Origin of the sequence: Paraburkholderia fungorum, from assembly GCF_046027605.1 — a bacterium.
GTDB lineage: Bacteria > Pseudomonadota > Gammaproteobacteria > Burkholderiales > Burkholderiaceae > Paraburkholderia > Paraburkholderia fungorum_F.
This window is the reverse complement of record NZ_JAQQEF010000021.1, coordinates 72093-96441: the sequence shown is the minus strand read 5'-3', so window position 1 is coordinate 96441 and position 24349 is coordinate 72093. Positions and strand designations below refer to the sequence as shown.

The 24349-nt window shown below is 59.2% G+C and carries 23 protein-coding genes and 2 pseudogenes; 21 read left to right on the top strand and 4 right to left on the bottom strand.

Going from position 1 to position 24349, the window contains the following annotated elements; translation table 11 throughout:
* The first annotated feature begins 8 nt into the window (after window positions 1-8).
* The 20 genes and pseudogenes from rfbA (at window position 9) to PQR53_RS28475 (ending at window position 19252) form a co-directional block, all read left to right on the top strand.
* Entirely contained in the window at window positions 9-902 is an 894-nt protein-coding gene (rfbA, locus tag PQR53_RS28570; protein ID WP_408461643.1) for a glucose-1-phosphate thymidylyltransferase RfbA, read from the top strand.
* Window positions 887-1438: a dTDP-4-dehydrorhamnose 3,5-epimerase gene (gene rfbC / locus PQR53_RS28565; RefSeq protein ID WP_408461577.1), complete on the top strand. Its 552-nt coding sequence runs from the start codon at window positions 887-889 to the stop codon at window positions 1436-1438. The genes rfbA and rfbC overlap by 16 nt, the downstream gene beginning before the upstream one ends.
* A 7-nt stretch (window positions 1439-1445) precedes the next feature.
* Window positions 1446-2345: a dTDP-4-dehydrorhamnose reductase gene (rfbD, locus tag PQR53_RS28560; protein WP_408461574.1), complete on the top strand. Its 900-nt coding sequence runs from the start codon at window positions 1446-1448 to the stop codon at window positions 2343-2345.
* Window position 2346: 1 nt separating this feature from the next.
* Window positions 2347-2472 carry a hypothetical protein gene (locus PQR53_RS28555; protein WP_408461571.1) on the top strand — a complete coding sequence of 42 codons (126 nt, stop codon included), beginning with the start codon at window positions 2347-2349 and terminating at the stop codon, window positions 2470-2472.
* Window positions 2450-3361 carry a glycosyltransferase family 2 protein gene (locus tag PQR53_RS28550; RefSeq protein WP_408461568.1) on the top strand — a complete coding sequence of 304 codons (912 nt, stop codon included), beginning with the start codon at window positions 2450-2452 and terminating at the stop codon, window positions 3359-3361. The genes PQR53_RS28555 and PQR53_RS28550 overlap by 23 nt, the downstream gene beginning before the upstream one ends.
* 46 nt (window positions 3362-3407) lie before the next feature.
* Window positions 3408-4190, top strand: coding sequence for an ABC transporter permease (locus tag PQR53_RS28545; RefSeq protein ID WP_408461565.1), 783 nt, complete (start codon window positions 3408-3410; stop codon window positions 4188-4190).
* A gap of 13 nt (window positions 4191-4203) precedes the next feature.
* Window positions 4204-4950 carry an ABC transporter ATP-binding protein gene (locus tag PQR53_RS28540; protein ID WP_408461563.1) on the top strand — a complete coding sequence of 249 codons (747 nt, stop codon included), beginning with the start codon at window positions 4204-4206 and terminating at the stop codon, window positions 4948-4950.
* 167 nt (window positions 4951-5117) lie between these two features.
* Window positions 5118-7568: a glycosyltransferase family protein gene (locus PQR53_RS28535; RefSeq protein WP_408461560.1), complete on the top strand. Its 2451-nt coding sequence runs from the start codon at window positions 5118-5120 to the stop codon at window positions 7566-7568.
* A complete protein-coding gene (locus PQR53_RS28530; RefSeq protein WP_408461557.1) occupies window positions 7565-8539 on the top strand; it encodes a CgeB family protein in 975 nt (324 codons plus the stop codon). The genes PQR53_RS28535 and PQR53_RS28530 overlap by 4 nt, the downstream gene beginning before the upstream one ends.
* A 104-nt stretch (window positions 8540-8643) precedes the next feature.
* A complete protein-coding gene (locus tag PQR53_RS28525) occupies window positions 8644-9894 on the top strand; it encodes a class I SAM-dependent methyltransferase (protein WP_408461554.1) in 1251 nt (416 codons plus the stop codon).
* Window positions 9895-9987: 93 nt separating this feature from the next.
* Entirely contained in the window at window positions 9988-11904 is a 1917-nt protein-coding gene (locus tag PQR53_RS28520; RefSeq protein WP_408461551.1) for a rhamnan synthesis F family protein, read from the top strand.
* Between the two features lie 46 nt (window positions 11905-11950).
* On the top strand, window positions 11951-13009 hold the full coding sequence (locus PQR53_RS28515; RefSeq protein WP_408461548.1) for an NAD-dependent epimerase/dehydratase family protein: 1059 nt from the start codon (window positions 11951-11953) through the stop codon (window positions 13007-13009).
* Between the two features lie 23 nt (window positions 13010-13032).
* Window positions 13033-13182 (top strand): hypothetical protein, encoded by a 150-nt coding sequence (locus tag PQR53_RS28510; RefSeq protein WP_408461546.1) that lies wholly within the window; start codon window positions 13033-13035, stop codon window positions 13180-13182.
* Window positions 13183-13289: 107 nt separating this feature from the next.
* Window positions 13290-13574, top strand: a complete 285-nt coding sequence (locus PQR53_RS28505; RefSeq protein ID WP_408461543.1) for an adenylyl-sulfate kinase — start codon at window positions 13290-13292, stop codon at window positions 13572-13574.
* Window positions 13556-14854, top strand: coding sequence for a sulfotransferase family protein (locus PQR53_RS28500; RefSeq protein ID WP_408461540.1), 1299 nt, complete (start codon window positions 13556-13558; stop codon window positions 14852-14854). The genes PQR53_RS28505 and PQR53_RS28500 overlap by 19 nt, the downstream gene beginning before the upstream one ends.
* A gap of 12 nt (window positions 14855-14866) precedes the next feature.
* Complete coding sequence (locus tag PQR53_RS28495; RefSeq protein WP_408461537.1) at window positions 14867-15967, top strand: glycosyltransferase family 2 protein; 1101 nt, start codon at window positions 14867-14869, stop codon at window positions 15965-15967.
* A 378-nt stretch (window positions 15968-16345) separates the two neighbouring features.
* Entirely contained in the window at window positions 16346-17482 is a 1137-nt protein-coding gene (locus PQR53_RS28490) for an acyltransferase family protein (RefSeq protein WP_408461534.1), read from the top strand.
* Between the two features lie 203 nt (window positions 17483-17685).
* Window positions 17686-17965 (top strand): annotated as a pseudogene (locus tag PQR53_RS28485) (class I SAM-dependent DNA methyltransferase); the annotation flags it as partial.
* A 19-nt stretch (window positions 17966-17984) separates the two neighbouring features.
* Window positions 17985-18374, top strand: coding sequence for a GtrA family protein (locus PQR53_RS28480; protein ID WP_408461531.1), 390 nt, complete (start codon window positions 17985-17987; stop codon window positions 18372-18374).
* Window positions 18371-19252, top strand: a complete 882-nt coding sequence (locus PQR53_RS28475; RefSeq protein WP_408461528.1) for a methyltransferase domain-containing protein — start codon at window positions 18371-18373, stop codon at window positions 19250-19252. The genes PQR53_RS28480 and PQR53_RS28475 overlap by 4 nt, the downstream gene beginning before the upstream one ends.
* Window positions 19253-19305: 53 nt before the next feature.
* On the opposite strand, the gene rffA is transcribed toward PQR53_RS28475, so the two are convergent.
* From rffA to PQR53_RS28455, 4 genes are all read right to left on the bottom strand, one after another.
* Window positions 19306-20475, bottom strand: coding sequence for a dTDP-4-amino-4,6-dideoxygalactose transaminase (gene rffA, locus PQR53_RS28470; protein ID WP_408461525.1), 1170 nt, complete (start codon window positions 20473-20475; stop codon window positions 19306-19308).
* 88 nt (window positions 20476-20563) lie between these two features.
* Window positions 20564-21553, bottom strand: a complete 990-nt coding sequence (locus PQR53_RS28465) for a glycosyltransferase family 2 protein (protein WP_408461522.1) — start codon at window positions 21551-21553, stop codon at window positions 20564-20566.
* A gap of 69 nt (window positions 21554-21622) precedes the next feature.
* Window positions 21623-23176 carry a hypothetical protein gene (locus PQR53_RS28460; RefSeq protein WP_408461519.1) on the bottom strand — a complete coding sequence of 518 codons (1554 nt, stop codon included), beginning with the start codon at window positions 23174-23176 and terminating at the stop codon, window positions 21623-21625.
* A 75-nt stretch (window positions 23177-23251) separates the two neighbouring features.
* On the bottom strand, window positions 23252-23980 hold the full coding sequence (locus tag PQR53_RS28455; RefSeq protein ID WP_408461517.1) for a GNAT family N-acetyltransferase: 729 nt from the start codon (window positions 23978-23980) through the stop codon (window positions 23252-23254).
* A gap of 114 nt (window positions 23981-24094) precedes the next feature.
* On the opposite strand from PQR53_RS28455, the pseudogene PQR53_RS28450 reads away from it, so the two are divergent.
* Window positions 24095-24239: pseudogene (locus tag PQR53_RS28450) on the top strand (IS3 family transposase); the annotation flags it as partial.
* Between the last annotated feature and the right edge of the window lie 110 nt (window positions 24240-24349).

The window sequence follows — 24349 nt, the reverse complement described above, 5'->3', positions numbered from 1 at the left end:
GCACGGCAATGGCGCGCAAAGGCATTATTCTCGCGGGCGGATCGGGCACGCGCCTGTATCCGATCACACACGTCGTCTCCAAGCAGTTGCTGCCGGTGTACGACAAACCGATGATCTATTACCCGCTGTCCACGCTGATGGTGGCGGGTATTCGCGACGTACTGATCATCTCCACGCCGCAGGACACGCCGCGTTTCGAAGCCATGCTCGGCGACGGCAGCCAGTGGGGCATGAATATTCAGTACGCGGTTCAGCCTTCGCCGGATGGTCTCGCGCAGGCGTTCATCATCGGCCGTGACTTTGTGGGCAATGATCCGTCGGCACTGATTCTCGGCGACAACATCTTCTACGGGCACGATCTCGCGAAGCAGCTGGAACGCGCCGATACCCGCACCGGTGGCGCGACGGTGTTCGCCTACCACGTGCACGACCCCGAACGCTATGGCGTCGTGGAGTTCGACCGGTCGTTCCGGGCGCTCTCCATCGAGGAGAAGCCCGTCAAGCCGCGTTCGAACTACGCCGTCACGGGCCTGTACTTCTACGACAGCCAAGTCTGCGACATTGCTGCCGACATCAAGCCGTCCCCGCGCGGCGAGTTGGAGATCACCGATGTGAACTCGCGGTATCTGTCGCTGCAGATGCTCAATGTCGAGATCATGGGCCGCGGCTACGCGTGGCTCGATACTGGCACGCACGAATCGCTAATTGAAGCAGCCACGTTCATCGCGACGCTGCAAAAGCGGCAAGGGCTCGTCGTGGCCTGTCCCGAAGAGATCGCGTATCGCCAGAACTGGATTGGCGACGAGCAATTGCTCGCGCTTGCCCAGCCGCTCGCGAAAAACGCCTACGGTCAATATCTACTCAATCTTCCGAAGGACCAAGTCGCATGGCCATCCAAGTAACCGCAACGGCATTGCCCGAAGTCAAGATCATCGAGCCGAAGGTGTTTGGCGACGCGCGCGGCTTTTTCTACGAGAGCTTCAACGCGCGCGAATTCTCTGAGCAGGTCGAGACCCGGGTTGAGTTCGTGCAGGACAACCATTCGCGTTCCGCGAAGGGCGTGTTGCGCGGGCTGCATTACCAGATTCAGCATCCGCAGGGCAAACTTGTGCGCGTGGTCGAAGGCGAAGTGTTCGATGTTGCTGTCGATATCCGCAAGAGTTCGCCGAATTTTGGCAAGTGGGTGGGGGTGAATCTGTCGGAGGAAAATCACCGTCAGTTGTGGGTGCCCCCGGGTTTCGCGCACGGCTTCGTCGTGCTGTCGGAATCGGCTCAGTTCCTCTACAAAACCACGGATTACTGGTATCAGGCTCACGAGCGCAGCATCCTGTGGGACGACGCGGACATCGGCATCGAATGGCCGATCGACTTCGAGCCGCTCCTCGCCGCTAAGGATGCCGCGGGCAAACGCCTGTCCGAAGCCGATTGCTTCGAGTGAGGACGTCATGAGGACATCCGAACAACGTACCATTCTGCTGACTGGCATCAACGGCCAGGTCGGCTTCGAACTGGCTTGCAGCCTACAGGGTCTCGGCAACCTGGTCACCCTCGATCGCAACGGCCTTAACTTGAGCGATCTCGACCAGATCCGCCGTGTCGTGCGTGAGATAAAGCCCGCGCTCATCGTGAATCCAGCTGCGTACACGGCCGTCGACAAGGCCGAGACCGACGTCGACGCAGCCATGCGGCTGAACGCCGAAGCGCCCGGCGTGTTCGCCGAAGAGGCGAAGAAGCTCAACGCCGCGCTGGTTCACTACTCGACGGACTACGTGTTCAACGGCAACAAGGACGGCGCCTATGCCGAAGACGATGCCGTCGATCCGCAGAACATCTACGGCAAGAGCAAGCTCGCGGGCGAGCAGGCGATCGCGGCATCGGGCTGCGACCATCTCATTTTCCGTACGAGCTGGGTGTACGGCACGCGCGGCAAGAACTTTCTCCTCACCATGCTGCGGCTCGGAGCGGAGAAGGACGAACTCAATGTGGTCGCGGACCAGATCGGCGCGCCGACGTGGTCGAACACGATTGCGACGTTGACCGCCGGCGTGCTGTCGCAGGCTCGCGCCGCCGAAGCGAGCGATGCTCGCGACTGGTGGCAGCGTCACACCGGCGTATATCACCTCACCGCATCTGGGGCGACGTCGTGGCATGGCTTCGCGGAAGAGATTTTCCGTCTGTCCGGTCTTGAAAAGAAGCCCAAGGTCAATCCGATTCCGGCATCGGCCTATCCGGTTCCCGCGGTTCGTCCTTCGAATTCACGCATGTCGAACGAGAAGCTGTTGAAGGCCTTCGGCCTGAAGGCGCCGGAGTGGGAGCGCGCGTTGCAGCTTTCCCTTGAGCGCTAACGTGGCATCGCCGAACGGTCCGCTCGTGGTGACGAAGATTTCCAGCCTGTCCACGTCTGCTGACGAAGGTCTGGGGACGCTCTCGCGTCTGCGCAATTCGCAGCGTGCGTCGACGCGACGTGGCTGAGGCGAGCGGAGTCGGCATCGTCGTCGTGTTCTATCACCCTGACGACGACTGCATCAGGCGCGCGAACCGCTTCGCCGAGTTTGGCCTGTGCGTTGCGGTCGATAACACGGAGATTCACCGCAGCGCGTCGGAGCTTGGGCTACACGACAGCGTGGTCTATCTGCCGAATGGAGGGAATCGTGGCATCGCCACGGGCATCAACCAGGGCGTCGCGCAGTTGCTCGAACGCGGCTGTTCGAGCGCGCTGATCTTTGATCAGGACAGCGAGCCTTCCTCCGAGTTGCTCGCTGGCTTGCCGGCGCTGCTCGAGCGTGAGGTGAATGCGGGGCGGCGCGTCGCGTTGATCGGCCCGGCTTACGATGACGCGCGGCTCGGCGGCACGGCGCCTTTCGTGCGGTTCCGGTTTCCCGCGCTCGAGCGGATCGAGCCGGCTGGGACCGAACTCATCTCGGTGGACTTCCTGATCTCGTCGGGATCGTGCATCAATCTGTTTGCATGGCATGACATTGGGCCGATGGACGACGCGCTCTTCATCGATTTCGTGGATCTCGAATGGTGCGTGCGGGCGCGAAACAGGGGATACGAGACGCTTGGCTCCCCGACCTTGCACCTCGCGCACTCTCTCGGCGGTGAGCCGATCCGCGTGCTGGGACGGGCGTATCCCAGTCATAGCCCGCTGCGTCATTACTATTTGTTTCGCAACGCGACGGCGCTAATTCTCCGCGGCTACATGCCGTTGGCGTGGAAATGGACCGAACTGGTGAAGCTGCCCGTTCGGCTCGTGATTTACGGTGGCTGGCTCGAACCGCGCGGGCAGCACCTCAAGATGGCGCTGCGCGGCATGTGGCACGGACTCACCGGCAAGCTGGGCGCGTTCGAACAACCCTGAACGCGCGCTGCTAAAGATGAACAATGAACTTCGTTGAAAGGTAGCAATGTTAAGACAAAGTACGGAAGACTTGATTAAGAGCCTCGGCTCCTGGCGGCTATGGACACTGCTGGGCTGGCTGGAAGTGCGCCAGCGCTACGCGCGCTCGCGCGTGGGTCCGTTCTGGCTAACAATCAGTATGGGCGTGATGATCGGCTCGCTCGGCTTGGTGTACGGGACGCTGTTCGGCCAGTCGATGGAAGATTACTTACCGTTCCTTGCCGTCAGTCTCGTGATGTGGGGCATGTTCGCGACGACGGTGACCGAAGGCGGACTGGCCTATATCAGCAGCGGCCAGTTCATCCGGCAGGCCTCGACGCCGAAGCTCATCTACGTCCTGCAAGTGGTGTGGCGCAATCTAGTCATTCTGGCGCACAACTTCGTGATCGTAGTGATTCTGCTCGCCGCATTTGGCGTGAAGAACTGGGAGACGCTGCCGCTATTCTTGCCGGCGCTCGTGCTCTACATTCTCAACGCAATGTGGATCGCGATGGTGGTCGGTCTGCTGTCCGCGCGCTTTCGCGATCTGCCGCAAATCATCAATGCGCTGATGCAGATCGCGTTCTATGTCACGCCGATCATCTTCCGCCCGAAGTCGCTGAGCCGCTTCACTTTCCTGATCGAGTGGAACCCCCTTGCCTATCTGATCGATCTGGTGCGCGCGCCGCTGATCGGGCAGTTTCCAAGCACTCAGACGTGGGGCATTTGCTTTGGCATGGCCGCCTTGGGCTGGCTGCTGGCGTTGTCGTTGACCGGCCGTTACCTTAAGCGTATCCCGTACTGGGTGTAAAAGAGAGCAGAACATGGCATTTATCGAACTCAAGGGCGCGACGCTCGACCTGCCTATTTACGATGTCCGTGGCCGCTCGCTGAAGAAAAAAGTGATGCGCATCGGCCGCAGGAACACCATCGCGGAAGACAACGACGGCGTGATTGTCGTGCGCGCGCTCGACAACGTCGATCTGCGCTTCGAGAAGGGCGATCGCGTGGGCCTTATCGGCCAGAACGGTGCGGGCAAATCTACGTTGTTGCGCACAATGGCGGGCATTTATGCGCCGACCTCCGGCACCCTCAGCAGCGACGGCAAGATCGTGCCGCTGCTCGACATCAGCCTCGGCATGGATGAAAACTCGACGGGCATGCAGAACATTCGCCTGCGCGGCCTGTTGCTCGGCATGTCGGATAGCGAGATTCGCGAGAAGCAACAGGCTATCGCGGAGTTCTGCGAACTTGGCGACTACCTCGACCTGCCGCTGCGGACTTATTCGAGCGGTATGCGTGTGCGTCTCGCGTTCGCGGTTTCCACCGCCGTCGACGCGGAGATCCTTCTGCTCGACGAAGTGATGGGCGTGGGCGACGCGTCGTTCATGCACAAGGCGGAGGAACGCCTCGCCGATCTGCACAGCCGCGCGGAAATCGTCGTGCTGGCAATGCACTCGAATCCAGAGATTCGCCGGGTCTGCAACAAGGTACTGTGGATGGAGCGCGGTCGTGTTCGTGCCTTCGGTCCGGTGGAAGAAGTGTTGCCGCAATACGAAGCGACGACGTAACCCCCGTCATACGAAGGGAAACGCCATGGGCGCCCGGCGGACCGTCGGGCCAAACCATCCGAGGGAGAGCGGGCCGCCCGTCTCGCCTGAACGATAACCGACCCGGACGCGCATCTCGTCGCGTTCGAGCTTCGAACGGCAACCAGGCGTGCTTTCCGAGATACTGCATGAATGATCACTCATTCCGGGTTCTGCTATTCGATACGAAGTACAGAAACCCGAATCACTATATTTGCCTCGCGCTCTTCAGCGCGCTGCAGCGGCACCCGGACGTCGCGTTCGTCGCGAAGGCCGAGCCGCTCGACGCGGTCGCCGTGGCGGCGAAGAATGAGTGCAATCTGTTCATCGCGTTCGACGGAGAGGAACTGGACGAGGTGCTGTGCCAGCGCATCGCTGCGGTGTGTGGACGTTCGATCCTGTGGGTCACTGAAGACCCCTACGAGCTGAAAGTCAATCTGCACCATGCGCGGTTGTTCGATCTCGTTTTCACGAACGATTCGTCGAGCGTCACCGCTTATGGCGCCAAGGGGCGCCACTTGCCGCTCGCGGGTGCGGTGGAGTTTCATTCGTTCCCATTGCACCCCGCCGATCGTCCTCTGCGCTACGATCTTTTTTTCGCGGGCACAGCCTGGCCGAATCGAAGCGCCTTCGTGCGTTCGATCCTTACCGGGATGCCAGGGGACTGGAAGTTCAAGCTCGCACTGCCGACCAATTCGTTTCTGCCGCCGCACGGCGTGGACTTGCCCGAAAGCACCCTGTCGTGGCGTACGCCGCCGACGGAATTCGCGCGCTTCGTGAATCGCAGCGCGATTACGCTACTGCTGCCGCGCGTGTTTTCGGCGTCCGCCGGTGGCCGCGAATATGCGGAGACGCCGCCGCCGCGTCTGTTCGAAGCGGCGCTAGCGGGCGGCGTGCAGATGGTGCACGAGTCGCTGCGCGAAGTCGCGCGATCCTTCGAGCCGGACAAGGAGATCATCCTTTTCTCGTCCACGGCGGACTTCATGACGAAAGCGACGCGCGTGATCGAGGACCGCGCGTATCGCGATTCGATTGCCGGGGCGGCACGCGAGCGCGCGCTCGCCGAGCACACTTACGACAGGCGCGTCGATGCGATCCTCGCTGAAGCGCGCGGCATCGCGCACAGCAAGCCGTGCGTCGACACGCAAAAGCCGCGTACGCTGATGTTCGTGGTGCATAACGTGATGAGTTTCGGCAATTTCGGCGGCATTGAAGTGTATCTCGAGCGCATTCGCACGAAGCTCGGCCCGGACTGGAAGGTGCTGTTCTATCTCCCGGGCGAAGGCGCGCAAGCGCGCGAGGCGCGCGTGCTTTCCGGCGATTACACTGAGATTCAACGCTACCGGGTGAACGAGGCATTCAATGCGGACGTGCTGACCTCGCCCGCACAGGAGCAGGCGTTTCGGCGCGCACTACTGGAGCAAGGCGTCGATCTGGTCCATTTCCATCACTTCATCGGGCATGTTCCGTCGCTCGTCTACGTGGCGTCCGGACTGGGCGTGCCGATCGCGTTCACCGCCCATGATTTTTTCCCCGTCTGCCACGAGTTCAACCTGCTTTCGTTCAAGCACGAGTTCTGCGGGGCGCCAGACGTTTCCATCTCCCAATGCGATGTCTGCCTGTGGCAGAAGCATCGCATCGCGCCCGGTTCCCAGGCGCGGCGGCGAGCCTTCTGGAACGATGTCATGCGCCGTTGCGACCTCATCGTCTTCAATACGGAATCGACGCGCAACATCTACGCAAAGATGCTGCCCGCGGTGCGGCAGCACGAGCGCGCCATCATCCTGCCGGTGCCAGTGCCGGATGGTCCGGTGCGCGTGCGGCAGCACGCATCGTCGACGAAGCTGAAAATTGCGATTCTTGGCAACGTGACACGGCAAAAGGGGGGCGAGCTGATCGGACGCGCGTTGCCGATGCTCGCCGATGCCCCCGTCGAGTTCCACGTGTTCGGCCGCATCGATTTTAGCTACGGGAATCTCGTGCGTGCGCAGAAGCTCGGCAACGTGATCGTGCATGGTTCATATTCCGCGGATGCGCTTCCCGATGCGCTCAAGGAATGCGACGCGTCGCTGCATCTGTCCATTTGGCCGGAGACGTATTGCCTGACCTTGTCGGAGGCGTGGCAACAGGGGCTCGTGCCGATCGTGAGCGATATCGGCGCGCTGGGCGAACGGGTTCAGCACGGGGTGAACGGCCTGAAGATCGCGCCGGCTAGCGAAGGCCAACTCGTGGACGTCGTGCGCCGTCTCATCGACGAGCCCGAATTGCTCGACACGCTGCGCGCGGGAATTTCCGAACAGTTGTATGCGAGCCTGTCGCCGCATGTTGAAGCGTTGCGCCACGCCTATAAAGCGCTGTTGCGCACGCCGCAGCCTGAGGTCTATGCGGGGGCGGAGATCAAGCATCCGCGCCTTGCTGACATGGGCATCGTTCTGCCGTCGACGAAATGGCACGTCGGTGTAAACGAACGGCCTGGCGTGAGCGAGTCGTCCGCGGCCCGGCTCATCTTTACGGCGCGCCGGCTCGCAAACGTTTATCGCTCGCACGGGCTGAAGCAGACGCTCAGGCTCGTCGTGAACCGCGTGCGGAGCCGCGTATGAATAGCGCCATGCGAGTGCTGGTCTGCGGCGCATCGCCGGACTCGGTGAACAACAACGCCGTCCTGCGCGGATATGTCGGCGAGGGCTTTCGTTCGCTAGCGCAGGTGAGCGCGGTGCGTATTTGCTCGCTCGAGAGCGCGGAGCAGACCGCGCGCGATTTCGAGCCGCATCTCATCCTGGTGTTCGGCTCGTGCATGCCTTCGACGTCGCACTATTTAGGGCTTAAGGAGGTGGCGCTCGATACCGGGGCGTGCCTCGCATTCTGGCTTCACGACGATCCTTATGAGTTTGACTTCTCATACAAGATTATCCCGCTCGCGGACGTCATCTTCTCGAACGATCGCTGGACGGCCACGCACTACGCGCATCTCCACGTTCATCATCTGCCGCTCGCGGCGGACCCGGCCGCGCACGTGCGCGAATGGAACCCGGACAAGGCGCGCGACGTGTTCTTCTGCGGCGTCGGATTTCCGAATCGCGTAGCGTTGTTGAGGGACTGTGCGCAGGCGCTGTCGTCGTTCAAGGTGGCGGTGGTGGGGTCGGAGTGGCCCTCGGACATGCCGTTCGCGCAGAACCAGCGCGTTCCGAATGCCGAGTTGCCCGACTGGTGTGCGAGTTCGCTCGTGACGCTTAATCTGGGGCGGCGCTTCAATCTCGCCAACAGCCGCTTCAATCTGGAGGCATCGACGCCCGGGCCGCGCACCTTCGAAGCCGCCGCGGCCGGCACCGTGCAGTGCTTTTTCGTGGAGGGCCTGGAAATCGAGAGCTACTACGAGGAAGGCAGCGAAATCCTGTTGTTCGATACGCCGCTCGAACTGCGCCAGCATGTCGAAATGATGCTCGACGACCGTCCGCGCGCGCAAGCGATCGCGACGGCTTCGAGAGAAAGGACCTTGCGCGACCATACTTATGCGAATCGAGCCGCGCGCATTCTGGAAATATTTGGCGGCATGAACCTCTTGACGCGCTGACGGCGCAATCGAAGTACGGCTGGTCTGTGGTGTATTCTCTAATGATCGAGCAGATACCCGCCGTCATTGACGCATCGCGTCATGGATCACTTGGGAGCATATACATGGAGGGAAATCACCTGCGGAAAGAACTGACAATCGACATGCTGACGGCAACCGAACTCGCGCCGTTGTTCTGGCGGCCCGCGAGACTCGGCGTGGTCAGCGCCTGGTGGGAGCACGTTCCGTTCGCTCACTGGCTGGTCGCGGCCATGCAGCCGAAATCGCTTGTCGAACTCGGAACGCATAATGGTGTGTCCTACTCCGCATTCTGCGAGGCCGTCTCGCGTCTCGGCCTCGATTCGCAGTGCCACGCAGTCGACACATGGCAGGGAGACGAACATGCCGGCTGGTACGGTGACAATATCTACGCGGAACTCAGAACATTTCACGACGCGCACTACGGTTCGTTTTCCACGCTACTGCGCATGACCTTCGACGAAGCGGCGACCTATTTCGAGGATGCCTCCATCGATCTGCTACATATCGACGGCCTTCACTCCTACGAAGCTGTGTTGCACGACTTCGAAACGTGGCTGCCGAAGATGTCGGAGCGGGGTGTCGTGCTCTTTCACGACATCAACGTCCGGGGCGGCGGCTTTGGCGTGTGGAAGCTCTGGAGCGAGCTGCAGCAGCGCTATGCGAGCTTCACGTTCGTTCATGGCCACGGTCTTGGTGTATTGGCGGTGGGCAGCGCGGTAGGCGACGCCATCGCTGGCCTGTGCTCGCTTGCCGGTCGGGAGCAGGCGAGCGTCATTCGCGAGCGCTTCGCGCTGATTGGCGAACGCTGGAACTTCGAATATCGTGATGCGGAGCGCACGCGTGAACTGGGCCGGCACGCGCAGACGATCGCTTCGCTCAACGATGAGGCAGCCGCGTTGCGCCATCAAATCAAGCAACACGTTGAGCACGCCGCGCAACTGCAGCGGGCTGTCGAGGAAGTCAAGGAATCGCATCGGGCACGCGATCTCCACATTCAGCGGCAAGACGGAGAACTGAATGCATTGCGCATACAAGGCGCCGATCTTGAAACGGCCCGCATGACGCTACACAACGGCTTGCAAGACCAGCTCCGGCGCGCGGACGTGCTGACAGCGCAGATCGAGGAACTAAGCGCGTCGCGCGCCAAGCTCATTGGGAACAACGAAACGTTGCGCGCGGAACTCGATGCGGCGAGACGAGGCGCTGTTGAGCGTATCGGGATGGATCTCGCCGACCGGCGCCACGAGCAAGGCGTGGAACCGCGCGACTCTCCGGTACAAATGTCCGAATTTCGCTCCGAACCAGCTCAAGAAGAGAAAACAAGCAGTACTTGAACGGTGTCGGATTAATTGGGGTGTCCCGGATTCGATATGATCGATCTCGTCACCCTTTGTCAAAACTAGTTTCCGAAAAATCACATATCAACGATGCGCAGGATCTGTATATTCTCCTTTTACGACGAGCATGGCATCGTCGACGACTACGTCATTTATTTCCTGGCCGAACTGAACAAGTTTGTCGGAAAGACAATCTTCTATTCGAATGGCCCTCTGACTCGCGATTCGGAAAATGCGCTGCGCGGGGTGGTCGACGAAGTCTTGGTTCGTCCGAACGAAGGCTTTGATGTGCTCGCTTACAAAGAAGGTCTGGAGAAAATCGAGTTCGGCCGCGACGGCGATTACGATGAAATCCTGATGGTGAACCATACCTGCTATGGCCCGATATATCCGTTCAGGGAACTCTTCGACGAAATGGATTCGCGCAAGTGTGATTTCTGGGGCATCACGGCGCATATGGAAATGACGCCGAATCCGCTCACCGGAACCGGCACGCTGCCTTATCATTTGAACGCGAATTTCATCGCCGTGCGGCGCACGATGTTTGAGTCGAAGAGTTTCCAGCAATACTGGAAACAGATGAGCGGGCGCATCTCGTACGAGGAAGCCATCCTCAGTCACGAAGCGCGCTTTACCGAGTATTTCACCAAGCTCGGCTACAACGCCGAAACCTATATCGACTCCAGGAAATATGGCACGCATTATCCGGCCATTCTCGATGTCGATGAAACCCTGATTGACCGCAGTCCGATCATTAAGCGCCGCGCTTTCTTCCACGATCCGCGTTTCCTCGAACGATATGCCGCGGACCTACCGCGCGCGCTGGGCGTGATAGAGAAAACCTCGGATTACGACCGCGGACTCATCTGGCGCAATATCGTGCGTTCCGCCGAGCTGCGCAACCTGAACACGAACGCCGCGCTCACCAGCGTGCTGCCCGACGTACGTCTCAAGAAGGGCGAACCGCTCCCGGACTATGGCCGCATTGCGGTATGCGTTCACGTCTACTACACGGAGATGCTGGAAGAGATCCTGTCACTTACGGACACCATCCCTGGCAAGTTTGATTTCATCGCGACCACCGAGACGCAAGCGAAGAAAGAGATCATCGAAAAGACGGTGACCGGGCGTGCGAACGTGAACCAGGTGATCGTGCGGATCGTCGAGCACAACCGTGGCCGCGACATGTCAGCGCTCTTCATTTCGTGTCGCGACCTGTTCCTCGACGACACCTACGACCTCGTGTGCCGTCTGCATACAAAGAAGTCGCCTCAGGTCGCCGCGGGCCGGGGCAATTTGTTCAAGCGCCACATGTTCGAGAACCTGCTCAACAGCCCGGGTTTCACGACCAACGTGCTCGACATGTTCCGTGACAACCCGTGGATAGGCGTGGCGATTCCGCCCGTCGTTCAGTTCTCGTACTGGACGCTTGGCCATGCGTGGTTCGTGAATCGTCCGAAGGCGGAAGAGGTCGCAAAGTTACTGGACCTCAAGGTGCACTTCGATCCGGATACGCCGATCGCCGCCTATGGCACGATGTTCTGGTTCCGCCCGAAGGCGCTTCGCAAGCTTTTCGCGCAAGAGTGGAAGTGGACCGACTTCAACGCGGAGCCGAATCATTTGGACGGCGGTCTCGCGCACGTGCTCGAACGTCTGATCTGCTATGTGGCACAGGATGCGCGTTACACCACGCAGCAAATTCTGAGCTCGCATCTGGCGGGCTGGAACTATGCGGTGCTCGAGTACAAGCTGCAGAAGCTCGCCGCTGCGTTGCCTAATTCAGACTTCGATTACCAGGTGCACATGCTGGAGCAGTGGAAGGCAGAGGGCTACCCGTCGCACGTGGTGGGCGGGACGTTGCAGAGCATGACGCCTACCTCGGTGCGCAAATCCTGGAGCGACCTGGTTTTAGCGATCAAGAGATCGATTCTTTTTCGATCGCCTACGCTGTTCAAGGTGCTCCAGCCGGTGTACCGGGCAGTAGCGCGGCGCAAGCCGCGCGCGTGACTCGGCGGTCCAGTCCCAAACCTTTTGATAAAACGATAAGACAACTATGCGAATCTGTCTCGTAACAGGCGGCGCCGGCTTCATCGGTTGTGCCATTTCACCGCTTCTCGTGAAGCGCTTCGATCGCGTCATTGCGTTGGACAACATGCATCCGCAGATTCACGTCACACCGGATCGGCCGAAGCAGTTGCATCCGGATGTCGAATTCATCGTCGGCGACGTCACCGAACGCGAAACGTGGGAAAAGCTGCTTCCCAACGTGAAGCCCGATGTTGTGATCCATCTAGCGGCTGAAACCGGCACCGGCCAGTCGCTCACCGAAGGCACGCGTCACGCCATGGTGAACGTCGTCGGCACTACACAGATGCTCGACGCCTTCGTGCGCCACGAGGCCATCCCGAAGCGCATCGTGCTGACGTCGAGCCGCGCGGTGTACGGCGAAGGCGCGTGGCAGGACGCGTCGGGCAAGATCAGCTATCCCGGCCAGCGCTCGGCCGAGCAACTGGAAAAAGGCATCTGGGACTTTCCGGGCCTGAAGTGTCTGCCGTTCGAGGCGACCCGCACCGAACCGCGTCCGACGAGCATCTATGGCGCGACAAAGCTCACTCAGGAGATGATGTTGAGCGCATGGGTGAAGTCGTTCGGCGTGGAACTCGGCGTGCTGCGTCTGCAGAACGTCTACGGGCCGGGTCAGTCGCTGAGCAATCCGTACACGGGCATCGTGTCCTTGTTCGCGCAGCTGGCGCGTTCAGGCAAGGTCATTCCGTTGTACGAAGACGGCGAGATTGTCCGCGACTTCGTTTTCATCGACGACGTGGCCGCCGCCATTCACACGATCGCGACGATTGATCCGCTGCCGTCGAGCACGGCTTACGACATCGGCTCAGGCGAAGCGACCACCATCCGCCAGCTGAGCGAACTGATCGGGAAGATCTACAACGCGCCCGCACCGGTCGTGAACGGCAAGTTCCGCAACGGCGACGTGCGCGCCGCGTCGGGTGACATAACGCGCAGCCGCAACGAACTCAAGTGGGAGCCGCAGTGGAGCGTGGAGCGGGGCGTCACCACGCTGTGCAAGTGGATCGACGAAACCATCGCGTCCTGATCTCGAGCGGCGGATAACCATCGATGAAGTTTCGACTCCAGTATCTCCGAGCTATCGCCGCGTTCCTCGTCGTGATATGGCACGCAAGCTACCACCTCTGGGCGGTTCGCGGCGACAACATCCTGCTGGCGAAGACGCCTGGCGTGGCCGGCGCGTTCGGCGTGACGCATTGATTTGAATCCCGGGGAAATCGTTCGATTGGTACGAGGCATTCATAGCTGCTAGACGGATGAAAAATGCGGTGGCGCCGTCTCTTGGAGCCTGAATTGAACTTGGCGCCATGGCGTTGTCGTTGGTGACGAAAAATCAGTCAGTTGTGGGGTTGGGCTTCGTCGAGGTGTTCGTGAATACGCCGCTTGACGTTTGCGAGGCGCGCGATCCGAAAGGCCACTACAAGCTGGCCTGGCGTGGTGAGTTGCGCGACTTCACCGGCATTGGCTCGGCATACGAAGTGTCTGATACGGACGATGTCGTTATCCCCACGCAAACTTTATCGATCGGCAAGTGCGTAGTTTTGCTTCTCGACTACGTGGAACGATTTCAGAAATGGGCCGTGCACGCATGAATACAGATTCCAACCAGAAGAGCGAGAAAACGCTCATCGTCGTCCTGGGCATGCACCGCAGCGGCACGAGCGTCCTTGCGCGTGCCATGGGAACGCTCGGCGGCGAGCTCGGCGAGCGTCTGATGCCGCCCGTCGTCGGCGTGAACGACAAGGGCTTCTTTGAAGACATGGACGTTAACGCGATCAACGTCGAGTTGCTGAAGGCTGCCGGTGCCGATTGGTACTCGATGATGCCGATCGACCTGGACTGCATCGGGGCATCGTTGCTGGACCGTCTCCAGACCAAAGCGATCACGGTCTTGCGCGAGAAATGCGCGGGCAATGACACGTTCGTTCTTAAGGATCCGCGCCTCACGCGCCTCGTGCCATTCTGGCGGCCGGTCTTTGCATGCCTGAACTTGCGCGTGGTCTATGTCGTTGCCGTGAGAAATCCGATTAGCGTCGCAAAGTCGCTGGCCAGGGTTCATCATTTCGCGGAAGAGAAGTCGTACATTTTATGGCTGGCTCACCTGGTGGCGGCGCTCGAAGATACCAGGGACCAGGAACGCATCTTCGTCGACTACGACCTGTTGATGGATGCGCCCGCGCGCGAGCTTTCCCGTGTGTCGGAGGCGGCGGGACTGCCGCAGCGCGTGGAGGGACTGGAAGAGTTCGAACGGGAATTCCTGGAGGACGGTTTGCGCAACAGCCGTTTCTCGGCTAATGACCTCGACGTCGTCAGATCGGCGCCGCCGCAGGTGAAGAGCGTGTTCATCGCTATGCAGCGTGCCGCCGTGGCGGAGATCGCCGCACATGGCCCCGAACTGGACTCCGCAGCTCAGGAGGGCAGGCGATATCTCGACTCGATCGCGCCGCTGCTGCGCTACGAATGGCGCCTTGTGCGACACGTCGAAGAGGTGACGCCTGCGCTCACAGACGCGAACGCACGGATACAGGTGCTGGAACTCGCGCTTCGCGACAGCGAGGCGCGTGCCGCTAGCGAGATCGCCGCAAGAGACCAAGTCGTGCTCGGACTGGGGCGAGCGGTCGCCGAGGGCCGGCGCATGATCCGGGAGCATGTGAATCACCTGGAAGCAAGTCAGCGTTACGCAAACGATCTTAAGGGGCAGGCGGAGCATTCCTCTGTCGCGCTCGAAGCGCTTGAGTCGAAAGCGGCGACGCAGGAAGCCGCGCTTCGGCGAGCGGGCGAGGACATCGCGCAAGTATTCGGCTCGACGTCGTGGCGCATCACTGCGCCGCTGAGGGCGCTCCGCCGCATGGGTTCTTCGCGAAACCGCTGAGCGTGGCGGAGGATGAACGATCTGCGCACCCGGCGCGCCCAGGTAGGTCACCACAACCGACGTTCTAGAGATGCGACCATGACGCAGGCGAATGCAGAGGCAGGCAAACCGGCAGTCGCCGTCATCATTCCGTTCTACAACGGATCGAGATGGATCGAGCGGGCCTTGTTAAGCGTTTTTCAGCAAACGGTGCCGGCAGATGAAGTAGTGGTCGTCAACGACGGATCAAGCGTCGAAGAGCAGGCGGCACTGCATGACATAGGCGCAAGGTACCCCATACGGATCATCGACAAACCAAATGGCGGGCAGGGTTCGGCGCGAAACGCGGGTGTAGATGTTTGCAGTTCGGAGTATTTGTGCTTTCTCGACCAGGATGATTTCTATCTGCCGGACCATATCGAGGTTCTGGTTCGCGACGTTCCGATGAACGCGCAGAATTTTGGCTTTGTCTATGGCGACTGTATGGAGGCGGATGGAGAAGGAAACATCATTCGGCCGAGCATGGTGAAAGAACACTCAGTCCATCCTAAACACTCCATCGTCGATCTCCTGCGGAGCGATATGTTCATTCTTCCGTCCGCATCCATGATCGACAGGAAAGCATATCAAGCCGTCGGCGGATTTGACGAACAGTTCACAGGATATGAAGACGACGATCTTTTCATGCGCCTCTTTATGGAAGGGTACACCCCTCGTTTCGTCGACCGGCCTGTCTACGTGTGGTGCATCCATCGCGAGAGCATGTCCCACTCGGTTTTAATGAGCCGTAGCCGCTTTCGTTACTTTAAGAAGTTAAAAGAAGCCTTTCCAGATGATCCTGATCGAGATCGGTATTATTTCAGGGACTGTCTTGTTCCGAGGTTTGGCCGCGCGTTCGTTCTAGATGCGATAAGAGCGGCGAAGGAGCGATCACCATACAGGTCTGAGATCAATACAATACTGCGCGACTACGCAGCCGTTGTTCGTGAAAACGAGTACGTTGGACACCGCTACAAGCTAGAACTCACAGTATTTACCACTCTAGCTAAGATCGTACCCAATGAATTGCTTGGGATCTTGAGGATCGCGGCGCGTCTTCCGCTGATTCGCAGGTTAATCATAAACGAGCGCTGACCAGGCATCTCACGGACGGCCGTCTTGTTTGCCCGGGCGGTTCTCCGCTATAGCCAGATGAGGCGCGAGAATCTGCCGCTTCGTCTCACGGTGCCCGAGTTGCTCGGTCTGACTGGCTTGATTAGTCGCACGCGGAGCGACGGCGCCCGGCGCGCCGATCAGTGACAGTTCAGCCTTGTACAAGCCGTTGATCGTTTCGGCCAGCGCGTTGTCCTAGCAGTCGCCCCGGCTACCGACCGTTGGTTCGATGCCGGCTATTCTTTCTGACGTTGCTTTCCCGCGATGGCCGCCGCGATTCCCGCTTGTCGATCCAGCGAATTCCGTGATCTGAGTCGAAACCGATATACTTGCGCCAGAAAAGTGCAAGGAATCGGCAAAATGACAATCTCAATCGGCGGCGCGTCAGCCCTTCAGGACCGGCCGCTATCTCAAGCGGCACCGGCGCACTCGCTCCCCGGCGGCCAGGTCATCACCAACATTCAGGCTGTCCGTGGAATCGCCTCGCTGATGGTGTTTTTGGGGCATAGCATTCTGCTGCACCCCGGGATGGGGTTTGACTGGCTCACGCCCTTTATGGGTCCGATCGCATCGAGCGGCGTCGATATATTTTTCGTAATCTCAGGCTTCATCATCGCGACAGTGGCGATGAAGTCGGGAAGCGATACCAGATACAGCCCGCGAGAGATCGCCTGGAACTTCACAGTCAAGCGCCTGACGCGTATCTATCCGGTCTTCTGGGTCGTAATGGCGCTTGCTTTGCCTCTCGCGCGATACGTCGAATTCTCGCCGAGTTGGATCGAACACTCGTCTAATCTTCGGCAACTTTTCCTTGTGACGCATGTGAACAGCCACATCATGGCGGCGTGGTCGCTCGGCTTCGAAGTTTATTTCTATGCGGTTGTGGCGCTGGCGCTGCTGCTCTGGCCGCGCGGCGTAATGTCGGTGCTGGCGGTATGGTCTATCGGAACCATTGCAATCATTCTGTATGGATCGTACTTCGGAGGATCGTGGGTCGGGGCCTATCCCGTCTCTCCGATGGTCCTCGAGTTCGTTTTTGGCATGCTCATTGCTTGGTTGATCAGCAGGCGTGTGTTCGGCTTTGCGGTAACCAGCGCGGTCCTAGGTGCGATCTGCTTCGTTGTGGGGCTTGAAGTATTGCGCCTGAATACGTGGTATTCGCTCGGGCCGTGGTGGCGCACGATATACAGTGGCGTTCCGAGTGCATTTCTGATTTATGGAATTGTGGCGCTGGAAATGAAGCGGGGCTGGAAGTTCGCTCCGTTCTGGTCGAAGTTCGGGGATGCCTCGTACTCGATCTATATCTGGCACCAGTTCCTGCTTTATTCGATGCTGACCATTTGCGAGAAGGCAGGCTTGCTCGGTCGCGTCCCAGGGCCGCTCCTGCTTGGAATCTGGATGGCGATTGCGCTGTGGGTCGGGTTCCTTAGCTACCGTTATATCGAGATCCCAATCCAGGACGCATTGAACGGGCGCCTGATCAAGCGCGCCTCGTAAATCAATAATATGGCGCCTGCTCGTCGAACGCTTCGCTCTGGCCGACTTCCCATGATCTGCTTTAGCAATGAAGGCGATAAAATAGCTACAGATTTTCTGCGACAGGCAGAAGAGTAGTCGCCGGTCCCCTTAAATACTCAGGCGAACGAGGCATGAACGCAGTCGAGATCGAAGCCGCGGTATCTGAGCTGGCCGAACAGCCCACCATCTTTCGCGCGTTGAACGCACCCTCAAACGGTATCGCGCGCGCCGGGGCCAGGATCCCGACTTGGTCTGACCGATTTCCGTACGTCAATGACGCCTGTTCGGCGGCAGCAAGGAGGTACCGCGCTTTTCCGCACTGGCCACACCTACCTGCTCCACGCTGGCCAACTCGACTGGCAGGTAATCAACCCGGATATTTTCGGTTCGATAATTCAGGCCGTGGCTGACGACGAGGAGCGCGGGGCGCTTGATATGCACTACACCAGCATGCCGAGTATTTCTGCCAGATATCATGAGTGTGACAAGGCAATTCATTCAGTACTGCATCGTTGGCGTCGTATCCAATGCGTCCGCCTACTGTCTCTTCCTGGTGATGATTGCGAGCGGGGTTGAAGCGAAGGTCGGCATGAGTATCGTCTACGTGCTGGCTGCCGCGTTCAGCTTCTGGGTAAATCGGAACTGGACCTTTGCCTTCACGGGCAATTGGGTGAGCAACACCGCACGTTTTCTGGGCGCTCAGTGCTCCGGGTACGGTCTCAACTTGCTCATTTTGTTGATATTCCACGATCGCTTGCATTGGCCGGCAGCCATCGTTCAGGCAACCGCTATTCTGATCGTCGCGATTTACATGTTTCTCATATCGAAAGCGTTTGTGTTTCGGCAAAGCAACCATCGAGGAGCAAAGTGAGAAAGTGCCTGTCGTGCGGTCATAGGTTTGATGCAACATCTGCGCACATTCCCTGTCCGGCCTGCCATGCGGGACAAGCGATAATCGATGGATTCGCGGCGTTCGCCCCCGACCTTGCGCGATCGGGGGAATCGTTCAAGCCGGAATACTTCGCCAAACTCGCCGATCAGGAAGCACAAAGCTTCTGGTTCCGGTATCGAAACAAGCTGATCGTGTGGGCAGTGCAGAGATACTGCAATGGTTTCAAGAGCCTCATCGAGTTGGGCTGTGGAACCGGGTATGTGTTGTCAGCGATCGCCGCAAACTGGCCTGGCCGCACGCTGAAAGGCAGCGACATTTTCGTGGCCGGACTGACCTTCGCCTCGCGCAGGCTCGAACAGGTGGAGTTTATGCAAATGGACGGCAGAGCGATCCCCTACGCGGATCACTTCGACGCGATCGGCGCATTCGACGTTCTCGAGCATATTGAAGAAGATGAATCAGTGCTCGCGCAAATGCGCACTGCCTTGAGGTCGAATGGGACTTTGCTTCTTTCCGTTCCTCAACATGCGTGGCTCTGGAGCCCGCTGGATGACTACGCCTGCCACGTTCGCCGGTACGATGCCAAAGAACTTCACGACAAAATCGAACGCGCGGGATTTCAAATCAAACTCAGCACGTCGTTCGTTTCCGCGCTTTTACCCGCCATGTTCGCTTCCCGTTACATGTCCCGTGGCAAGGCAGTCAGCGACATCGATATCACCAGCGAACTTCAACTCGCTCCCTGGCTGAACAAGCTGTTCGCTTTCATATGCGACATCGAGTTTGCGCTGATTCGCGCAGGCTTGCGCCTGCCGATAGGCGGCTCGCGACTCATCGTCGCCACGAGAGCGGACTGAATGAGCGGTCTTGGGACCTGAATTGCGAAACGCCCCCGGGAGCGTGACTCCATTTAACCGACAAGCGTCGATAAGACTTCGCCGATGTAGATCTGTTGTTCCTCAGACAGACCAATCCACATCGGCAGGCGAATGAGGCGGGCGGACAGGTCGTCCGTCACGGCAAGCTCGCCTGACGTCGTACAGAACTGCCTTCCCGCAGGCGCGGAATGCAGAGGGACATAGTGAAAGACAGCGTGGATGCCTGCGGACTTGAGCGAACGCAAAACGTCATCCCGGCTCAATTCCGGCGCCAGCAATACGTAGTAGAGGTGCGCGTTATGCGTGCAATCCTTGGGGATGATTGGACGGCGCAACGCGCCAGATAGCTCGAGCGGCTCGAGAATCCTGTGGTAGTTATTCCAGAGTGTCATGCGCATATTCGTGATGGAGGCCGCCTCCTCCAGTTGCGCCCACAAAAATGCGGCAGTCAGTTCACCCGGCAGAAAAGACGAGCCGATGCTTTGCCACGTGTATTTATCGATCTCTCCGCGAAAGAACTGACTACGATTGGTTCCTTTCTCACGGATGATTTCGGCGTTGAGCACGTTCGACTCGTCATTGACCAGCAGGGCGCCGCCCTCTCCCGAGATGACGTTCTTGGTCTCGTGAAAGCTAAAGCAGCCGAGATCGCCAAGGCTTCCAAGCGGCCTTCCTTTGTAGCTGGCCATGACGCCCTGCGCCGCATCCTCAACTACCGACAAGCCGTGAGTTTTCGCGATATTCAGAATGCTGTCCATCTCGCACGACACGCCCGCGTAGTGCACCACCACAATCGCTTTCGTGCGCGGCGAAATGGCCGCTTCAATCAGCGTTTCGTCCATATTGAGCGTGTCGGGACGGATATCGACGAACACGGGTTTCGCGCCGCGCAGCACGAAAGCATTCGCTGTCGAGACGAACGTGAACGAAGGAAGGATGATCTCGTCGCCGGGCTCGATGCCGATCAGCAAGGCGGCCATTTCCAACGCGGCGGTACATGAGTGTGTCAGGAGCGCTCTCACCGATCCCGTCTGTTTTTCAAGCCAGTCGTGGCACAAGCCGGTAAATGGCCCGTCGCCGGCAAGCCTGCCTTGCGAGTGCGCCTGCGCAATGTAACGCAGTTCGTGCCCCGTCATGTGTGGACGATTGAACGGAATGGAGGCGTTACCCGGAGGCATCCGGGGATAGAAGTTTTCAGGCATAAGGTTCGCGAATCACAGTTGAAGCAAACAGGCACATTCGGAGTCGGACGGTGGTTCGTCCACAAGAAGAAACATACGCCATGCAGATCTATTCACGTTGAAAACCAGCCATGCCAGCGGGCGGGTCTTCGTTGTTCGACGTCGAAAGTCCGCGTTCCGTTTTCTCGGAAACCAGAAAGGTCGGCCGTCCCATGGTGCGGAAATGAATCCTCGATACATATTCGCCGATCATCCCGAGTGCGAACAGCTGGACCCCGGCAAGAACCGATATTGCGGAAGCCAGAAAGGTAAAGCCCGGCACGCTTCCGCCGTGGATCAAGCGCACGAGACAAACATAGATGAGGAGCAAAAATCCTACAGCGGAGAACAGAATGCCCATCACGCTCGCGATCTGCAAAGGCAGCGCTGTGAAACCCGTGACCATGTTGAGGAGATGCGCGAGCAGCTTGCGGACGGTATAGCCGGAAGTGCCGCCCGCGCGCTGATCGTGCCTGACGACGACTGAGGTGAACCGTGTCGTGCCCCACGTGAGCATGACGTCGATGTTGACCGACGGTCCTTGATCTTCGCCAAACGCCTCGCGCAGGCGTGTCCTGAATGCCCGGAACGCGGAAGCATGGCGGGCGGAGTCGACGCCCATCGCGACCTGAAGCGCCCATTTCGACGCGCGGGACGCGAAACCCCGAAACAGACCATGGGGATTGTCGTGAGGGGAAAAGCCGTACACCACGTCGATGTCATCGGTCATCGCCGAGAGGAGCTTATGCAGTTCCTCCGGTGGATGCTGAAGGTCATCGTCCATCGTGACGATCACGTCCCCGCGCGCGGCCTTTATCCCGCACAACAGGGCGTTGTGCTGCCCGAAATTACGCGACAGCCGGAACGCGCGAACCCGATCGTCTTTTTGCGCCAGTTCGACAATGACGGGCCAGGACCGGTCACCGCCCGCGTCTTCGACGAAAACGATCTCATAGGCGATGGATAGATGCGCCAGCGCAGCAGTGATTCGCTCGTGTAACGGCACGAGCATGTCCTGCGCCCGATAGACGGGTATCACAATGGAAATCATCTGTTGCATATCCTCGACTCCATTCTGCGGTCATCTCGATCGTCGCGGACCACGGATGACGGATAATTGCTCAACGCGTCACGGGGCGACGGGAACATAAACGTGAATCGAAGGGTCCGGACTGGCAGACGGAAGTTCCTTGAAGTGTGTCTCAAGATACTGCTGCTCCAACGGATGCGTATTCTTGAACCGGAGATCGTCCCTTCCGTCGAGAGCCCCATCGACAACGACGACTACGGCCACCGGGGCCCGTTGCAAACGCCGTATTTCCGCTTCCTCGAACTGGCGATCGCGGTGGAATAACCCATAGAGATCCCAGACCGGCGACACCCTGTCGAGAAGCGGGTACGCCGAGGGCCACAGCGGCGTGACCCAGAGCGTCTTTCCTGGCGGCACAAACGTGCGATCGATATTCTGGAGAAAAAGAATGGCCTGCGCGGTATTGGGCTCGACCACCAGCGTATCGGCACCAACGGTAACACGCTGCCAGTTGCCGTTCCGCAGCGCCTCCAGTCGCGGCATCAGGGGTAACATTCCGATTGCGCTGGCGACCAACAACACCGGAATCATCCAACGTTTTATCGACTTTTTGCCCTCCGGCCAGCAAATCAGGCCGATCAGCATGGGAAACACCGAATGCGTCAGATGAGTCGTATCCGCCCGGGAAAACGCATAGTGCTCGTACGGTATCGCTGCGATGACCGCGGCGGCGAAGATGGCATGGGACTTCGAGATGGCGTCGCCGGAAAGACGGAGTAAGTGGACGACGCCAGCCAGCGAAAACAACGGCAGCGCAACGAATCCAAGCCCGATCGCGACCTGCTGCGCGACATCCAGAGGGGCAAGTGCGTCGAATTTCACCAGCCAGGGCCACGGCACTGGCAGAGGCAAATTTGTCGAGTTCGAATGGAGGTTGAGCAGCACCGATTGAGCAAACGCGGAGCCAAATCCGGGCACCACGATGAGTGCGAGGATTACCGGCAGGTATCCCGCACCGATGCCCAACACGCCCCACGCGGCTCGCGAAACGAGCGGAAACTGACGGCGGTGTTTGAGGCTGAGCAGCATGATCGTCAACAAGCACGCGATGACCCCGTACAACCCATGATTTCGGCCTATGACCGCACTCGCGCCGACATAGACACCGGCCCAGAAAAAGCGCGCGGCAGTAGGCTTTTCAACGAGCAGCGACAGCACCAGAACGATTGCAATCGATAGCACGATGTCGATCGTCTTGTGCTCGGGATACATCCACAAGGACGCGAGGAGTGCGACGCCGCACAACTGGATGAAGCTGACGCGGGTGCTCGAGCGCGCCACCGTCACGACGACGAGACACACTGCCACCGCCTCGACCAGATACATCCACGCGCGAAGAGTGACCATGCCGTGGTCGTGCACGGCGGCCATGAACATGGCGGCGAGCCAGTAACGGCCGGGATCATAGGCCATGAAGTCGCGCAGCGGAACGTCGCCGGCGAGCGTGCGCTCTGCGCCGTACCACAGGAACCCGCCATCAGCGATGTTGAAGTCGAAGTGTCGTTGCAACAGAAAGAGCGCGGTGACCCAGGCAGTCGAAAAAAGGAGAGCCGCCATTAAATGCGGCGATCTCAAAAGACGTGGTGCGATCAACTGTTACTCCAGTTCAAGACGACAGCGATTGCTCGTGCGGCAGTTATCGCCCCGCGCCGTGCATCGGGAAAATGCTCAGTGAGCATTGAACCATTTGTGGTAGGTGTGGACGCTTCTATAGGCGACGAAGCCCGATCGCTCGATGACCGATCTCGCTTGAACGTTCGAGCAATGCGTCGAGTATTCGATCGAAGCATAGCCTTTGTCGAGCGCCCAACTTTCGCATTGAGTCAGCAACGCGTCGAGAAGCCGCCGACCGCGCCAGTGACTTTCGACGGCGCAAAGGGGACAGTCGATCGTGGCGTCGTCGATGCGCCTGACCGCGGCGAAGGCGATTATCTCTCCCTTGTGCTCGACGACGAAAACCTCGTCCGCACTCATTTTGAGGCAGCAGTTCCGGGCCCAGGACGCGTACACCTCATTTGCATCGCGCTTGTCCAGGCGAACGTCGTTGTGATAATGCCCCGTGTACCCATTGAACGCTCGCCGTGCAAGCGCTTCAACCGACGACGCATCATCCGCGTTCGCAAGGCGCATTCTGAATGCCGGTGCGAGCGGTATGGCGTGGCGCGCCTCAATGGCTTTGCTGTGATACAGAAGCGTGTCCGCAAGCGAGGCTCCTCCTGCTTCCAGTTCATTTATCAGATCGCGCTCTTCGGCCGCGACGCGCGCGATGAGCAACTTCACTCCGGCGGCGATGCATAAATCGAACAACTGCACAACGGAGTCGCCTTGCTTAAGAATCATCTTGGCGACACTGATGCCAAAGCGATCGGTGTCCAACTCGGATAGATGCAGCTCCACCGGATCTCCGGACAGGGTGAAATAGCTGTTGATGTCTTGGTCCAGTGATTATACGTGCTGATAAAACGATTTCGAAACGTGGGCGAATTGAGTGGAGCGGCTTGAAATAAAGGACACCGGGAGGCTGCAGCGGACTTGTTTGAATACATCGAAAGGTTTTAACCCTGGTCGTCTTCATTCGTCGCGCGGGTTTCTATCGCCAGTTCAGTTCCTGCAAGACTCGATCACCACTCAACAGACGAAGGATGTCGCTGAATAACCCGAGACCTCTGGAAAGCGAAAAACAGAGGGGACCTCGTTTGCCCGCGGGTCAGACAATGCTGTGGTCCCAGTGCTCAATTTCTCGACCATAGGTGACATTGCGCTAGA

Excerpts from the sequence above, each read along its gene's own strand:
- rffA (WP_408461525.1), bottom strand. The coding sequence starts at position 20,475 with ATGCCTGAAAACTTCTATCCCCGGATGCCTCCGGGTAACGCCTCCATT.
- PQR53_RS28545 (WP_408461565.1), top strand. The coding sequence starts at position 3,408 with ATGTTAAGACAAAGTACGGAAGACTTGATTAAGAGCCTCGGCTCCTGG.
- rfbC (WP_408461577.1), top strand. The coding sequence starts at position 887 with ATGGCCATCCAAGTAACCGCAACGGCATTGCCCGAAGTCAAGATCATC.
- PQR53_RS28540 (WP_408461563.1), top strand. The coding sequence starts at position 4,204 with ATGGCATTTATCGAACTCAAGGGCGCGACGCTCGACCTGCCTATTTAC.
- rfbD (WP_408461574.1), top strand. The coding sequence starts at position 1,446 with ATGAGGACATCCGAACAACGTACCATTCTGCTGACTGGCATCAACGGC.
- PQR53_RS28465 (WP_408461522.1), bottom strand. The coding sequence starts at position 21,553 with ATGCAACAGATGATTTCCATTGTGATACCCGTCTATCGGGCGCAGGAC.
- PQR53_RS28525 (WP_408461554.1), top strand. The coding sequence starts at position 8,644 with ATGGAGGGAAATCACCTGCGGAAAGAACTGACAATCGACATGCTGACG.
- PQR53_RS28490 (WP_408461534.1), top strand. The coding sequence starts at position 16,346 with ATGACAATCTCAATCGGCGGCGCGTCAGCCCTTCAGGACCGGCCGCTA.
- PQR53_RS28515 (WP_408461548.1), top strand. The coding sequence starts at position 11,951 with ATGCGAATCTGTCTCGTAACAGGCGGCGCCGGCTTCATCGGTTGTGCC.
- PQR53_RS28510 (WP_408461546.1), top strand. The coding sequence starts at position 13,033 with ATGAAGTTTCGACTCCAGTATCTCCGAGCTATCGCCGCGTTCCTCGTC.
- PQR53_RS28500 (WP_408461540.1), top strand. The coding sequence starts at position 13,556 with ATGGGCCGTGCACGCATGAATACAGATTCCAACCAGAAGAGCGAGAAA.
- PQR53_RS28505 (WP_408461543.1), top strand. The coding sequence starts at position 13,290 with ATGGCGTTGTCGTTGGTGACGAAAAATCAGTCAGTTGTGGGGTTGGGC.
- PQR53_RS28495 (WP_408461537.1), top strand. The coding sequence starts at position 14,867 with ATGAACGATCTGCGCACCCGGCGCGCCCAGGTAGGTCACCACAACCGA.
- PQR53_RS28520 (WP_408461551.1), top strand. The coding sequence starts at position 9,988 with ATGCGCAGGATCTGTATATTCTCCTTTTACGACGAGCATGGCATCGTC.
- rfbA (WP_408461643.1), top strand. The coding sequence starts at position 9 with ATGGCGCGCAAAGGCATTATTCTCGCGGGCGGATCGGGCACGCGCCTG.
- PQR53_RS28535 (WP_408461560.1), top strand. The coding sequence starts at position 5,118 with ATGAATGATCACTCATTCCGGGTTCTGCTATTCGATACGAAGTACAGA.
- PQR53_RS28530 (WP_408461557.1), top strand. The coding sequence starts at position 7,565 with ATGAATAGCGCCATGCGAGTGCTGGTCTGCGGCGCATCGCCGGACTCG.